Source organism: Streptacidiphilus melanogenes, assembly GCF_000787835.1.
Taxonomy (GTDB): domain Bacteria; phylum Actinomycetota; class Actinomycetes; order Streptomycetales; family Streptomycetaceae; genus Streptacidiphilus; species Streptacidiphilus melanogenes.
Genome location: NZ_BBPP01000015.1, coordinates 80231 through 93239 on the forward strand (window position 1 = coordinate 80231; position 13009 = coordinate 93239).

A 13009-nucleotide genomic window follows, 5' to 3' on the forward strand; every position below is an offset into this window, starting at 1 on the left:
ATGGAAGCAGCACATGATTACTGACTGTGCGTCACGGGGGAGTTCCATGCTGTCGATCATGGGCGCTGTTTTTGGCACGCCGAAGCGCACCGGTTGCCGAGAGCGACAACAGTCCGCCCGGATTTGCCCGTTTCGGGCGGTCAACTCCCTGCGCTGTAAAGGAATCTGTCACCTCATGTAAACGCATGTGCACACGCATAAGCACCTGCACGTGCACGTGCACTGGCGATATCATCACCGGCAGTGAGACCGCTGCATGGTGCACCGCTCGCACGATCCGGGGAGATACCTATGCGTCGCATCCACAACGGCATCGCCGCCACGGAACTTGAGGGAGTGGTCTGGCAGAAGGCTCGTATGAGCAACTCGCAGGGCAACTGCGTCGAGATGGCGCGGCTGGCCGACGGGGACGTCGCGGTGCGCAACTCCCGCTTCCCCGATGGTCCAGCGCTGATCTACACCAAGGCGGAGATCGTGGCCCTGCTCCACGGGGTCAAGGCCGGGGAGTTCGATCACCTGGCCGAGTGAGCTGCTGTGGTGCACCTGTGAGGAAGGCCCGGGAGCGCGCTCCTGGGCCTTTTCCTCGTCCGCTATCTCTTCATGGTCATCGAACTCTTCATGGCTGCCGCCTTTCGTCGCTCTCGTCCCGCATGCGCGGTCAGGCGCGGGTGCGGAGTTCGAAGACCGCCCAGACGACCTTGCCCACCGCGATCGGGTGCCAGCCCCAGGACTGGCTGAAGGACTCGACCAGATGCAGTCCGCGCCCGGACTCCGCTATCCAGTCGGCCTCGCGCGGGACGGGGCCGCGCTCGCTTGGGTCGCTCACCGCGCAGACCACCTGCGGCTCGCTGCGGACCAGGCTCAACCGGATCAGCGGCGCCGGGAGTTCGGCGACGGCGACGTCGGCCGCGGCGTCCATCCGGTCGCCGATCGGGCTCGTCGCGCCGCGCCGCGGCCAGGAGCCGCGCTGCTCGGGTACCACCGAGGGCAGGCCGTAACGCAGTGCGTTCGTCACCAACTCGCTTGCCACCAGGGCGACGTCGTCGAAGAGCTCGCCGAGCTCCCAGCGGTTGAGCGTCAGCCGGGTGAACTCGCGTGCCGTGCGGACCGACTCGTGACGCGGTGCCAGTGCACAGCTCACGATCGACTCACGGTCCGCTGCCACCGCCGGGCTCAGGCCCATGAAGAGCTCCTCCCATGCGGGCGCGGCCCCGTGCGCTGTCGGCGTTCGGGGCGGAATCTCGGCGTTCTCGGCGGATTGCCTCGGGGCGTGCAGGTGCACGTGCACCATGGTCCTCTTCGCATACGTCAGATGCAAGAGTGGATTCACGTGCATTCGCATTGCTTGCAGATGCACGTGCAGATTCCCGTGCAGAGTGTCATCATGTGATTGCACAGCGCGATGGACGGGGGATGTCCTCGCGCCAATCTTGACCGACGTGTGAACAACCGGGCACGATGCGCGCCCGGACAGTGCCGGACAGTGGCAGACTGGCCCCTGTAGCCAGCGGGTGGAGGTTCGACGGAATGACCACGGTTCAGCCGGGGGGCGGTTCGATGGTCCGCCGCATCCTCCTCGGCTCCCAGCTTCGCCGCCTGCGAGAGGCGAAGGGCATCTCCCGAGAGGACGCCGGCTACACGATCAGGGCTTCCGAGTCGAAGATCAGCCGCATGGAGTTGGGGCGCGTCAGCTTCAAGGAGCGGGACGTCGTGGATCTGCTCAGTCTGTACGGAGTCGACGAGTCCGAGCGCGGCCAACTCCTCACGCTGGTACGCGAGGCGAACCAGAACGGCTGGTGGCACAGCTTCAGCGACGCCATGCCCAACTGGTTCCAGACCTACGTCGGCCTGGAGGAGTCCGCGGCCCTGATCCGCACCTACGAGGTGCAGTTCATCCCCGGCCTGCTGCAGACCGCCGACTACGCCCGCTCCATCATGGGCCTGAACCGCCCTCACATGGCGAGCGAGGAGATCGAGCACCGCGTCGACCTCCGGATGCGCCGTCAGCGCATGATCACCGAGGGCACCGGCCCACGCCTGTGGGCCGTCATCGACGAGGCGGCGCTGCGCCGCCCCATCGGCGGCCGGGACGTGATGCGCGCTCAGGTCCAGCACCTGATCGAGGTCTCCGAGCTGCCCAACATCGTGCTTCAGGTGATGCCGTTCCGCTTCGGCGGCCACGCCGCCGAGACGGGCGCCTTCTCGATCCTGCGCTTCCCCGAGCAGGACCTGCCCGACGTCGTCTACCTGGAGCAGCTCACCAGTGCGCTGTACCTCGACAAGCGCGACGACGTCGACGCCTACATCCAGGTGATGGAGCGGCTCAGCGTCGACAGCCTCACCCCCGAGCAGACGGTCGACCTGCTGTCGGGTCTGCTCAAGGAGGCCTGAGCCGGCCTCAACGTCAGCCCTCGGCGGGTACGTGGGGCGCGCGGGGGCCCAGCGCGGTGTCGAGTCCGTAGCGGGCGAAGAGATCCGCGCGGATCAGCTCCGGGGGCGCCTCCGCGCCCGGCAGCAGCATGCCGATGCACGCGCCCATCAACGCGCTGCGCAGCACTGCGTGCTCGGCTCCGGGATCGGCGGAGCCGCGCCGCCGCAGCACCTCCTGCAGCAGTCGGCCGAGCTCCTGCTGCTCCTCGTCCTGGACGAAGACGCCGTCCAGCGGCGCCAGGATCAGCGCCAGGTGCGTGCGCATCAGCGTCGGCCGGTCCACGGCCAGACCGGTGACCGCGTCGATCGCGGTGGCCAGCCAGAGGTCCGGGTCCTGGGAGTAGTGCGGGTTCGCCGGATCGTCCAGCGGCCGCAGGGCGGCGGCCAGGGTCAGGTGCATGTGCCGGTGCATCGCCGTCTGCAGCAGGAACCGCTTGCCGGGGAAGTAGTAGGACACCAGACCGCGCGCCACACCGGCACGCTCCGCGATGTCACCGAGGGTCACCTTGGTGAAGCCGCGCCGGTCCACGAGCTCCACGGCCGCCTGCATGATGCGCTCGCGGGACCGGGCCCGCATGACTTCGTTGACTGCCGCACGCCGTGGTGACATGGTGCTCCCGCGCTCATTGGCCTGGCGTCAATATACGCGCGGGTCACATGCGGTTCGCGGGCACGGGGGGCCTGTGCGGCCGCTCCTTTCCACCCCCGTTCGGAGCAGTGCGTATGAGCAGCGAACCGACCCTTCCGCTGACCCCGATCGGCCATGTCGTCGGGGGCCGGGACGAGGTCCGCGACGACCACTGGGGCTCGGTCGAGGCGGTGATCCGCCTCGACGCCGCCCAGTACGGCCCGGAGGCGCTCGCGGGTCTCGCCGACTTCTCGCACCTGGAGGTCGTCTTCCTGTTCCACCTCGTCCCGGACTCGAAGACCGAGACCGGCGCCCGCCACCCACGCGGCCGCGAGGACTGGCCCCTGGTCGGCATCTTCGCCCAGCGCGGCAAGAACCGCCCCAACCGCCTCGGCGTCTCCCGCTGCGAAATCGTCAAGGTCGACGGCCTCGACCTGACCGTCCGCGGCCTCGACGCGATCGACGGCACCCCCGTGCTCGACCTCAAGCCCTGGATGGACGAGTTCGGCCCGCGCGGCGGCACCCGCCAGCCCGCGTGGGCGACCGAGCTGATGGGGGAGTACTACCTGTAGGCAGGGCAGGCGGCTGACTCGGGCTCACTTGCCGAGGCAGCCCGCGGGGGCTCGGGGAGCTCCTCCCGCGCTGCCTCGGCCCACGGTGCCCCGGCGGCCGCTCCGTCGGGCGGCCCGCCGCTCGGCCGGGGTCGCACCTGGCCGGTCAGGCCGTGCCCGTCACCTCGTGCCGGTCATCTCCCGCTCCTCGGCCGCCTGTCGGCGCATCGCCTCCAGGCAGGCGTCCGGGAGGGCGGGATGGCGGCCGATGACGACGACCCCGAGGACGATGCAGGCCAGGCCGAAGGCCTCGCCCGCCAGCGCTGCCGGGGTGAGGACGAGGCGGTCGCCCAGGAAGCCGACGCCACAGGCGATGCCCGCCAGCGGCTGGGCGGCCGTCAGCGCCGGCAGGGACATCTTCAGCGGGGCGGACTCGAACGCGCTCTGCACGAGGATCAACCCGACGACGCCGATCAGCAGCACCGCGTACGGCTGCCAGCTGCGCAGCAGGAACACGACGCCGCCGTTGTCCAGGCGCAGGCCCGCGGTGCGCGTCAGCGCGTCCTGGAGGCCGTAGAGCAGGCCGGCGGCGAGGGCGAGCAGGGTCGCCTCCCGGACCAGGGGCAGGCGCTTGGCGAGGGACACCAGGAGCAGGGCCAGCCCCGCGACGATCCCGAAGACCAGCCAGTGTCTCAGCGCGCCCTTCTCCGTCCCGCCGCCGGTGGGCGCGCCGCTGAGGATGAACACCGTCACCCCCGCCGCGAGCAGCAGCACGCCGCCCCAGCCCGATGCGCCGAGGGTCTGCCGGGTGATCCGCCGGGCGAGGGCCATCGCGAACAGCAGGTTCGTCGCCAGCAGCGGCTCGACCAGGGAGATCCGACCGGCGTTGAGCGCCAGCGCGCTGAGTACCTGGCCGCAGATCATCAGGGCGATCCCGAGCAGCCATTCGCGTGACCGCATCAGCCCGAGCAGCAGCCGGTACGACAGCAGCTGCTCGCGCGGCGCGCGCTGGGCCGCATGCTGCTGCAGGACGAACCCCAGCCCGAGCAGACAGGCCGCGCCTACGCCGAGAAGAAACACCGTCACGGGGAAGCCCCCACAGAGAGTCACGAGCCGTCAGCAGTGGCCCCTCGCTCGAAGCGTAGCGCGCGTTGCTGGGAATGGCCTCGGAGACGCCGAAGGCGAACGGGGAGGGTGCAGCGCGCGGGCGCGCCGCGTCCTCCCCTTGCGTCCCGGCTGTCGCTAGCCCTCGAAGGCCGTCGCCCGCGCGGTCTTCTCCCAGGCGGCGAGCTCCGCGCGGACGGAGTCCAGGTGGGCCGTGACGGCGTCCACCGCGTCGTCACCGAGGGGGAGGTGCAGGGGTGTCCGCGCAGCGGCCAGGGCGGCGAGGACGGCGGCAGCTGCCTTCGCGGGATCACCCGGCTGGGTGCCGGAGCCGCCGTCGACCATGGCCCGAGTGGCGCCCGCCGTCGCGCGGTAGTCGTCGAGCTCGGCGCTCATGCTCGCGTTGCCCAGCAGGCCCGTGCGGAACGCGCCCGGCTCGACGACGAGGACCTTGATGCCCAGCGGCCCCACCTCGGCCGCCAGCGCCTCGGAGAAGCCCTCCAGGGCGAACTTGGTCGCGCTGTACGCGGAGAATCCGGCGAAGGAGATCTGGCCGCCCATGCTGCTCAGCTGGACGATCGCGCCGGAGCGCCGGGCGCGCATGTGCGGGAGCACGGCTCGGACCAGCTCAGCCGGGCCGAAGAAGTGCAGGTCGAACAGATCGCGCAGCTCCTCGTCCGTGGTCTCCTCGGCCGCGCCCACATGGGTGCGGCCGGCATTGTTGACCAGCACGTCGATCCGGCCGTGACGGGCCGCCACCTCGTCCACGACGGACGCCCCGGCGCCACGCTCGGTGACGTCCAACCGCAGCGCCTCCACCCGGTCGGGGTGCGCGGCGACCAGGTCCGCCAGCGCCTCCGGACGCCGCGCCGTGGCCACGACGGTGTCACCCGCGCCGACCGCCGCCTCGGTGAAGGCACGCCCGAACCCGCTGTTGGCCCCGGTGATCAGCCACACCCTGTCCATCCCGACTCCTCACGCATCCGACGACTCGTCGTCGATCGTGCCCGAACGAGAGCGTGGGCGTGACGGGAACACGGGGAACGAGGCCGACCGCGTGCCTACAGGGCCGTCAGGCCCGGGGTCAGCGACAGCAGGACGGGGGCCAGCGGCAGCGCCAGCGCGGCCAGGGTCAGCGCGAGCCGCTGCCAGACGGCCAGCCGGGGCGCGCTCGCCAGCAGCCGGTCGACGCGGGTGGGTATCTGCGCCAGCGGGTGCGTGCAGGTGCTCTCCGGGTTCAGCTCGACCAGGGCGATCGCCGTCGCCAGCCGGCCGTGCCGACGTGCCGCGGAGTCGTCCGCCGCGAGCTCGACCAGCCGGCCCACCTCGTCGAGGAACTGGGCGAAGAGCCGCACCGCGGGGAAGCCCGCGGCCAGCGCCTCCGCCGCGCTCAGCAGCCAGTGGTGGCGGGCGCGGACGTGCCCGCGCTCGTGCGCGAGCAGCGCGGCGAGCTCGCGGTCGCTGAGACGCTGCAGCGCACCCGTCGTGACGACCATGCGCGGCACCGGGCCGGGCAGCGCCCAGGCGCGCGGCTCCGCGCTCTCCAGCACCACCAGCTGCTCGGACGGCTCGGTGCCGGTCCTCGGCCGCAGCTCGGGATGGAGGTCCGGCGCCTGCCGGGCCAGCTGTCGGCGCTGGCGGCGGCGGACCGCGCGGGCGCCGGCGAGTTCGTAGGCCAGCGCCAGCACCGTACGGACGGCGCCGAGGGCGAAGACGAACGCCGCCGCGACCGCCCACGGGCGGGCCGAGGGGAAGCCGTACGCCGCCTCGACACCTGCCGGAGCGCCCGCGAAGACCAGCGACCTGACGTCGGGCCAGGCGGCCGCGACCGCGAGGACCAGCGCGCAGCCGCAGCACAGCAGGACGGCGACGACTGTGCACTGCCACGCCCACAGGGCGACCACGGGCTCCCGGACCGTCCATCGGGCGCGCGCCAGTGCGCGCGGGCCGAGCAGGGCCAGCACCGCGCCGAGCGCGACGAGTCCGGGCAAGGCTCCCACCGCTGCGGCTCCTCAAGGCAGGACGGGACGCACGCAGAGTGCGTGCGGCCTCAACCTATGCCCTTGCCGGGCACAGCGGAATCGCTTTGCGGCAGCAGTGACGCAGGACACGATTCGACGGCCGAAAGGCCCGCCGACCAGGTCACATCAGAGCCAGCATGACGGCCATCGAGAGGCCCATGACGATCCGGCAGGCGTCCGGCAGCGCCGGCGCGCGCCAGAGCGGCCGCGTGGCTCCGAGAGCCGGTCCGGCCGCCGGCGCGATCAGCCGCAACCCGGCCGTCACGGACACGGCGACGCACGCCAGCAGCAGCACTCCGGTCAGCAGCGGGATGCCGCGTACGGGCGTCCCGCCCATCCCGTCCATGCCGCCCATGCGCGCCATCCCGTGCGGCGCTGCGGCCGTCACGACCGTCATGTAGACCATCGCGCCGTGCCCGACCAGGTGGTAGAGGTGGTGCGCGCGGTGCCCCGTCGCGAGCGCGCCGAGCACGAGCGAGGCGAGCGCCGCCGACCCGTAGACGGCCACCCCCACACCCGTAGGGGTCGTCAGACCGGCCGCCATCACCGCCATGCCCAGGCCCATCACGGCCTCGGTGGCGTCCGCCGCGCGGTGCGCGGGCGGTGCGGCGTGCCGTACGCAGAGCCGGACGGCGCAGTAGGACCCGGCGCCTCCGCAGAGCAGCACCAGCAGCCACGCGATCACCTGAGCACCGCCCATCCGCGCCCCCGCTCTCTCCGTCGCGCTCCAGCTCGCGGCAGTACCGACGCCCGTCACTGTGACGCCGTGTCACCGGCGCGGGACAGGGCGCTCCGGGGGCGCAAAGGCGCAGAAGCGGACGTTCGGTGCGGCTCGCCTCCTTCCCAGGACCGACCCCGAGACGCCGCATACTCCATTTGGAGTACGTGAGGCTTGCGCGTACCCGACGCGACTACGGATGAGGGGTCGGTAGTTCATCCTGCGGGCGCTCTCCCGGCGCGGTTGCGGTCAATAGCGTGGAACCGTCCGCTTGTGTCGCCGCAGCGCCGCCGCCACCATCGGGGCCGACGCCGCGTCGACGCGCCACCGAAACGACGGGGACCGCCGACACCATGGGCCGACTGATCCGACTTCCGCTGCAGCGCCGCACCGCACCCGGGCGCGGCACCCCGCGTGCCGTGATCGTCTCGGCGAGCGTCGGAGCGGGGCACGACGCGGTGGCCAAGGAGCTGGAGGTCCGCCTCCTGGAGGCCGGGCTCGACGTCGACCGGCACGACTTCCTCGACCTGCTGCCCGGCGGCAGCGGCAAGATCTTCGTGGGCACCTACCACACCATGCTCGAGCGGGCCCCGTGGACCTGGAAGCTGCTCTACGGCGGCCTCGACAACCCCCGGATGATGAGCGGCCAGGCTGCCCTGTTCACCTGGCTCGCCGGCCGGGCCATGCGGCGGGCCGTGAAGGACGACACCGCGATCGTCGTCTCCACCTACCCGCTCGCCAGCCAGGTCCTCGGCCGGCTGCGCAAGAGCGGCAAGGTGAGCCAGCGGGTGCACACCTACCTGACCGACTTCTCGGTGCACCGTCTGTGGGCCTCCCCGCACGTGGACTCGCACGTGGCCGTGCACACCGTCCCCGCCGAGCAGGCCGAGGCGGCCGACTGCCACGACGTGCACGTGGTCACGCCGCTGGTCGACCGCCGGTTCCGCCCGGTCAGCAAGGCGTCCCGCGCCGCCGCGCGGCAGCGCTGGGGCCTGCCGCACGACGCGAAGATCGCCCTGCTCGTCGGCGGCTCCTGGGGCGCGGGCGAGCTGGAGCACACCGTCGCCGACGTCGAGGCGGCGGACCCCCGCTTCACCTGCGTCGTCGTCTGCGGCCGCAACGAGGCGCTGCGCAAGCGCCTGGAGGCCGCAGGGGTCACCGCGCTCGGCTGGGTGGACGACATGCCGAGCCTGATGCACGCGGCCGACGTGCTGGTCCAGAATGCGGGTGGCATCACCGTGCTGGAGGCCGTCGCCTCCGGCATCCCCGTGGTCACCTACCGCTCCATCCCCGGCCACGGCCTGACCAACGCGGCCGCGCTCGACAAGGCCGGCGTCGCCCCCTGGGCGCGCAGCCACGCCGAGCTGGCCCCGCTGCTGGACCGGGCCGTGCGCTCCGCGTCCGCGGTCCCCGCCCCCTGGGGCGTCGACCCGGTGGCCCTGCTGCTGGAGAGCGCGGGTCTCGGCCACATGGTCGAGTCGGCGCCCGCCGTGGTGCTCCCGCTGGGCCCGGCGATGGACTCGATGGAGATGGAGAACGCGCGATGAACCGCGTCGTCAAGACGGCCGCTGGGATCGCGGGCGGCCTGGCCCTGGCCCACGCCGCCCCGGCGCTCACCTCGATCCAGCCGTTGGAGCCGCTGCGCACCAAGCTCTTCCCGCAGTACGGCGGCCAGGGCGCCGAGAACCACATCGCGCTGAGCTTCGACGACGGCCCCGACCCGATCTCCACCCCGCGCTTCCTGCGGCTGCTGGAGAAGCGCGAGGTCAAGGCCACCTTCTTCCTGCTCGGTTTCATGCTGGAGCGCGACCCTGGCCTGGGCAAGGAGATCGTCGCCGCCGGCCACGAGATCGCCGTCCACGGCTACCTGCACCGTCCGATGGTGGTCCGCACGCCGCGCGCCACCCGCGACGACCTCACCCGCGCCCGCGATCTCGTGGTGGAGGCGACGGGCGTCGCCCCCCGCTGGTACCGCCCCCCGTACGGCATCGCCACCACGGCCGCGCTGACCAGCGCCCGCAGCCTCGGCATGACGCCGATCCTGTGGACCTCCTGGGGCGCGGACTGGCGCGCGGGCGCGACGGGCACGTCCGTCTACCAGACGGTGACCCGCAACCTGCGCGGTGGCGGCACGATCCTCCTCCACGACTCGGACTGCACCTCGGCCCCCGCCTCCTGGACCGCCACCCTCGCGGCGCTGCCGCGCCTGCTGGACCACTGCGAGGAGCAGGGCTGGTCCGTCGGCCCGGTCGGCGAGCACGGGATCTGACCTGTGCGGCTCCGCCGCGTGGGCGCGAGCAACCACCCTGTGCGGAGGGCCCTGGGCGTTCGGAGCTCTACCCGGTGGGTGGCTTGTCGCGCAGTTCCTCGCGCCCCGGAGGGGGTGCAACGGAGCGGACTCGGTGAAGCATCCCGTCCGTGAGGATCAGCGCGGCGATGTTCCAGGAGTCGTCCGCGCCGGAGTGGTGGCGACCTTCCAGGGGGAGCCCGGCGAGGGTCAGGGCCTGGGCCATGCCCGGGCGTTTGCGCAGTCCGTTGGCCTCGGTGAAGACCGCCTTCGCGTTGGTGTGGCGTGAGCCGAACGGACAGGCGACGCCCGTCGCCCCGCACTGGCGGGTGAACTGGTGACGGTCGTAGTCGCCCCAGCTCGCCCACGGCCGCGCACCGGCCGCCTGCTCCTTGGCCAGCCACCGGCACGCCTCCGCGAAGGAGAGCCCGCCGTCGACCTCCTCCTGCGTCAGCCCGGTGAGCTCCGTGCAGAACGCGCTCACCCGCGACCGCTCCGGTCGCACCAGCAGGCGGTGCTTGGCCAGCCGCTCGCCGCGGACGAGGTCGACGACGGTGAGGCCGATCTCGATGATCTCGTTGACCTCGCCGGGCGGCGGCTCGCCGTCCCAGCAGGTCGCCTCGACGTCGACGACGTTCAGCAGCTTCGGGCCCTCGTCCATGCGGGGGACGGTAGCCGCTCAGCCGGCGATGCGCTGATGGTTTTTCGCCCGCGGGAACAGGCGCCAGGTGAGGATGCTCGCGCCCTCGGCGTAGCCCAGCTCGTAGTCGGCGAAGGGCACGCCCGCGTCCGCGGCGAGACGCGAGAGGTCCGTGATGCCGAGGGTGCCGCGACGCAGGCTGGCCAGGCGGCGACCGGTGCGGTCGAGGACCAGGACCTCGTCGATGCTCTGGCGCGGGCCGGACTCGGACACGCACACCAGCTCGGCGACCTCGTCGATGGGGATCGACACGGTGGTCGGCGCGCCCTCGGCCCCGATGACCAGCGCCGCCCCGCCGTCCCAGGAGAGGGCGACCGGCGTCCCGTCCCGGCGCTTGCCCCAGCAGGTGCGCGGCCTGCTCAGCCGCTGCGGCGCCTCGCCGTGGCTGACCGGGACCGGGCGGCCGCAGAACCCCCGGTCGGGGTCGAAGCCCCACTCCGGGCGGCGGCGGGAGGAGACCTTGCTGAACCGGTTCGGCTCCTGAAGGAGCATCAGGGCCCGTGCCGAGCGCACCGCGCCGCGGAAGGGGCGGGTCCACGCGCGCCACACCAGCGGGTCGAGCAGCACCGGCACCGGGGAGAGAACCGCCAGCCAGAAGGCTGTCTGCGCCCACGTGTGCTGGACGCCGGGCCAGTCCTTCTCGTACGCGTAGCCGAGCAGCATCATGCAGACGCCCGCACCCATGAGCATCGACACGGCGAGGCGCCCGAAGACCCGGCGCTGTCGGCTCCGCCAGCACATCAGCTGCGGGAGCCCGTCCTCGGGCGCGCGCCAGACGCGCCAGCCGGCGGCGAGCACCCACAACGGGAGGAAGGACATCCCGACGACGACCCCGGCCGGCGTCTCCCGCCCGGCGCCCCAGGCGAGGGCGACGGCCCCCAGCACGGTCAGCAGCGTCGGCGGCAGCCGTCGTGGCAGCTTCGGGTACCGCTGCTCCATGGAGGCGCGCCCGCGCGCCCACACGTCCCCCACCGTGACCACTGTCCCCCCAACGGATCCGAACAGGTCAGAGTCGACCGGCCTCGCTGAGCCGGCTCAGGAACCGCCGCGTGCGCTCGTGCTGCGGATCGCCGAAGACCTGCGCCGAGGTGCCCCGCTCAAGGATGACACCGTCGGCCAGGAAGCAGACCTGGTCGGCGACGTCGCGCGCGAACGCCATCTCGTGGGTGGCGAGCACCATGGTGCGGCCCTGCTCCTTGAGGTCGCGGACGACGGCGAGGACCTCGGTCACCAGCTCCGGGTCCAGCGCCGCGGTGATCTCGTCGAGCAGCAGCACGCGCGGCTCGGAGACGATCGCGCGGACCAGCGCGACGCGCTGCTGCTGGCCGCCGGAGAGCCGGTCGGGGTACTCCTTCGCCTTGGCGGCGAGCCCGAGCCGGTCCAGCAGCTCCATCGCCCGCCGCTCGGCCTCGGCGCGCGGGACGCCGTGGACCCGACGCGGGCCGAGGGTGATGTTGTCCAGCACGTTCAGGTGCGGGAAGAGGTTGTACGCCTGGAAGACGACGCCGATCCGGCGCCGGACGGAGTCCGCGTCGACGCGGGGGTCGGTGACGTCCTCGCCGTCGAGCCAGATCGCGCCGTCGTCGATCTCCTCGAGCAGGTTGGCGCAGCGCAGCAGCGTGGACTTGCCCGAACCGGAGGCGCCGATCAGCACGGTGACGGAGTGTTCGGGCACCGAAAGGCTCACGTCGTCGAGGATGACCTGCTCGCCGAAGGCCTTGCGGACCGACTCGAAGCGGAGGACGGGCGCGGTCATACGGTCCCTCCCTGGGTGCGCTGACGGTCCATCCGCCGGGTCAGCCAGTCGGCGTACCGGGTGACCGGCACGGTGAGCAGGACGAACATCAGGCCGACGACCACGTACGAGGTGTAGTTGAAGCTCGCTGCGGCCTGGATGTGGGCGGCGGCGACCGCGTCGATGGCACCGCCGATGTAGACGAGGCCCGTGTCCTTCTGGAGCGAGACGAGATCGTTGATCAGGGCGGGCACCACGCGGCGGATCGCCTGGGGCAGCACCACGAACCGCATGGTCTGACCGTGGGTGAGGCCGATCGCGCGGGCGGCGGCCCGCTGACTCGGGTGCACGGACTCGATGCCGACCCGGAAGTCCTCGGCCATGTAGGCGGAGTAGTTGATCGTCAGGGCGGCGCCACCCAGGATGATCGGGTCGTTGGTGACGCCCGTCAGCTGGAGGCCGGGTACCCCGAACACGATGATCAGCAGCAGCACGATCAACGGCATGCCGCGGAAGAAGTCCACATAGGCCGCCGTCAGCATCCGCACCGGCAGGAACACCGGTCCGCGCAGGGTGCGGAGCCAGGCCAGCAGCAGAGCCAGCGCCAGGGCCGAGACCCCGCAGACCAGCAGCAGCTCCAGGTTCAGCTCGAGACCCCGCAGGGCCGGGCCGACGATCTCCCCGGCGTAGTGCGCGCTGAAGAACGTCTTCCGGGTGACCGGCCAGCCGGGGGAGCCGGTGACGACGAAGAACAGCACCGCCGCCACGGCGGCCGTGCTCGCCGTGGCGATCAGCGCCGAGCGCCGGGTCCGGGAACGGCGGTAGGCTCCCCGGG

15 protein-coding genes are annotated in these 13009 nt (G+C 72.3%); 5 read left to right on the plus strand and 10 right to left on the minus strand.

Translation table 11 applies throughout. The annotated features are described in order from the left end of the window. The first annotated feature begins 291 nt into the window (after positions 1-291). A complete protein-coding gene (locus TR49_RS18200; RefSeq protein ID WP_042382958.1) occupies positions 292-528 on the plus strand; it encodes a DUF397 domain-containing protein in 237 nt (78 codons plus the stop codon). Positions 529-658: 130 nt separating this feature from the next. Here the strand turns inward: TR49_RS18200 and TR49_RS18205 are convergent, their stop codons facing one another. Further along, complete coding sequence (locus tag TR49_RS18205; protein ID WP_042382959.1) at positions 659-1183, minus strand: ATP-binding protein; 525 nt, start codon at positions 1181-1183, stop codon at positions 659-661. 344 nt (positions 1184-1527) lie between these two features. Here TR49_RS18205 and TR49_RS18210 point away from each other — a divergent pair, with 344 nt between their 5' ends. After that, the gene (locus TR49_RS18210) at positions 1528-2391 is read left to right on the plus strand and encodes a Sco1979 family transcriptional regulator (protein ID WP_042382960.1); all 864 of its coding nucleotides are present in this window, start codon (positions 1528-1530) and stop codon (positions 2389-2391) included. 13 nt (positions 2392-2404) lie between these two features. On the opposite strand, the gene TR49_RS18215 is transcribed toward TR49_RS18210, so the two are convergent. After that, the gene (locus tag TR49_RS18215) at positions 2405-3040 is read right to left on the minus strand and encodes a TetR/AcrR family transcriptional regulator (protein WP_042382961.1); all 636 of its coding nucleotides are present in this window, start codon (positions 3038-3040) and stop codon (positions 2405-2407) included. Between the two features lie 113 nt (positions 3041-3153). On the opposite strand from TR49_RS18215, the gene TR49_RS18220 reads away from it, so the two are divergent. After that, entirely contained in the window at positions 3154-3630 is a 477-nt protein-coding gene (locus TR49_RS18220; RefSeq protein WP_042382962.1) for an SAM-dependent methyltransferase, read from the plus strand. A gap of 159 nt (positions 3631-3789) precedes the next feature. Here TR49_RS18220 and TR49_RS18225 read toward each other — a convergent pair whose 3' ends face one another. The 4 genes from TR49_RS18225 to TR49_RS18240 all read right to left on the minus strand — a co-directional run bounded on the left by TR49_RS18225 (position 3790) and on the right by TR49_RS18240 (position 7434). Beyond that, a complete protein-coding gene (locus TR49_RS18225) occupies positions 3790-4695 on the minus strand; it encodes a DMT family transporter (RefSeq protein WP_042382963.1) in 906 nt (301 codons plus the stop codon). A gap of 156 nt (positions 4696-4851) precedes the next feature. Next, complete coding sequence (locus tag TR49_RS18230) at positions 4852-5679, minus strand: oxidoreductase (protein WP_042382964.1); 828 nt, start codon at positions 5677-5679, stop codon at positions 4852-4854. A 95-nt stretch (positions 5680-5774) separates the two neighbouring features. Beyond that, complete coding sequence (locus tag TR49_RS18235; RefSeq protein ID WP_174501584.1) at positions 5775-6713, minus strand: M56 family metallopeptidase; 939 nt, start codon at positions 6711-6713, stop codon at positions 5775-5777. 142 nt (positions 6714-6855) lie between these two features. Next, positions 6856-7434 carry a DUF5134 domain-containing protein gene (locus TR49_RS18240; RefSeq protein WP_042382965.1) on the minus strand — a complete coding sequence of 193 codons (579 nt, stop codon included), beginning with the start codon at positions 7432-7434 and terminating at the stop codon, positions 6856-6858. A 371-nt stretch (positions 7435-7805) separates the two neighbouring features. Here TR49_RS18240 and TR49_RS18245 point away from each other — a divergent pair, with 371 nt between their 5' ends. Together TR49_RS18245 and TR49_RS18250 are read left to right on the plus strand one after the other, a co-directional pair. Continuing rightward, positions 7806-8999, plus strand: a complete 1194-nt coding sequence (locus tag TR49_RS18245) for an MGDG synthase family glycosyltransferase (protein WP_052434399.1) — start codon at positions 7806-7808, stop codon at positions 8997-8999. Beyond that, the gene (locus TR49_RS18250) at positions 8996-9721 is read left to right on the plus strand and encodes a polysaccharide deacetylase family protein (protein ID WP_042382966.1); all 726 of its coding nucleotides are present in this window, start codon (positions 8996-8998) and stop codon (positions 9719-9721) included. The genes TR49_RS18245 and TR49_RS18250 overlap by 4 nt, the downstream gene beginning before the upstream one ends. A 67-nt stretch (positions 9722-9788) precedes the next feature. Here the strand turns inward: TR49_RS18250 and TR49_RS18255 are convergent, their stop codons facing one another. The 4 genes from TR49_RS18255 to TR49_RS18270 all read right to left on the minus strand — a co-directional run. Beyond that, positions 9789-10400 carry a 3'-5' exonuclease gene (locus TR49_RS18255; RefSeq protein WP_042382967.1) on the minus strand — a complete coding sequence of 204 codons (612 nt, stop codon included), beginning with the start codon at positions 10398-10400 and terminating at the stop codon, positions 9789-9791. 18 nt (positions 10401-10418) lie between these two features. Continuing rightward, positions 10419-11411, minus strand: a complete 993-nt coding sequence (locus tag TR49_RS18260; RefSeq protein WP_152627331.1) for a hypothetical protein — start codon at positions 11409-11411, stop codon at positions 10419-10421. A gap of 34 nt (positions 11412-11445) precedes the next feature. Next, positions 11446-12195, minus strand: coding sequence for an amino acid ABC transporter ATP-binding protein (locus tag TR49_RS18265; RefSeq protein WP_042382969.1), 750 nt, complete (start codon positions 12193-12195; stop codon positions 11446-11448). Next, the coding region (locus tag TR49_RS18270) for an amino acid ABC transporter permease (RefSeq protein ID WP_063770118.1) at positions 12192-13009 on the minus strand (818 nt) is incomplete at its 5' end. The genes TR49_RS18265 and TR49_RS18270, both read right to left, overlap by 4 nt.

Excerpts from the sequence above, each read along its gene's own strand:
- TR49_RS18200 (WP_042382958.1), top strand. The coding sequence starts at position 292 with ATGCGTCGCATCCACAACGGCATCGCCGCCACGGAACTTGAGGGAGTG.
- TR49_RS18205 (WP_042382959.1), bottom strand. The coding sequence starts at position 1,183 with ATGGGCCTGAGCCCGGCGGTGGCAGCGGACCGTGAGTCGATCGTGAGC.
- TR49_RS18210 (WP_042382960.1), top strand. The coding sequence starts at position 1,528 with ATGACCACGGTTCAGCCGGGGGGCGGTTCGATGGTCCGCCGCATCCTC.
- TR49_RS18215 (WP_042382961.1), bottom strand. The coding sequence starts at position 3,040 with ATGTCACCACGGCGTGCGGCAGTCAACGAAGTCATGCGGGCCCGGTCC.
- TR49_RS18220 (WP_042382962.1), top strand. The coding sequence starts at position 3,154 with ATGAGCAGCGAACCGACCCTTCCGCTGACCCCGATCGGCCATGTCGTC.
- TR49_RS18230 (WP_042382964.1), bottom strand. The coding sequence starts at position 5,679 with ATGGACAGGGTGTGGCTGATCACCGGGGCCAACAGCGGGTTCGGGCGT.
- TR49_RS18240 (WP_042382965.1), bottom strand. The coding sequence starts at position 7,434 with ATGGGCGGTGCTCAGGTGATCGCGTGGCTGCTGGTGCTGCTCTGCGGA.
- TR49_RS18245 (WP_052434399.1), top strand. The coding sequence starts at position 7,806 with ATGGGCCGACTGATCCGACTTCCGCTGCAGCGCCGCACCGCACCCGGG.
- TR49_RS18250 (WP_042382966.1), top strand. The coding sequence starts at position 8,996 with ATGAACCGCGTCGTCAAGACGGCCGCTGGGATCGCGGGCGGCCTGGCC.
- TR49_RS18255 (WP_042382967.1), bottom strand. The coding sequence starts at position 10,400 with ATGGACGAGGGCCCGAAGCTGCTGAACGTCGTCGACGTCGAGGCGACC.
- TR49_RS18265 (WP_042382969.1), bottom strand. The coding sequence starts at position 12,195 with ATGACCGCGCCCGTCCTCCGCTTCGAGTCGGTCCGCAAGGCCTTCGGC.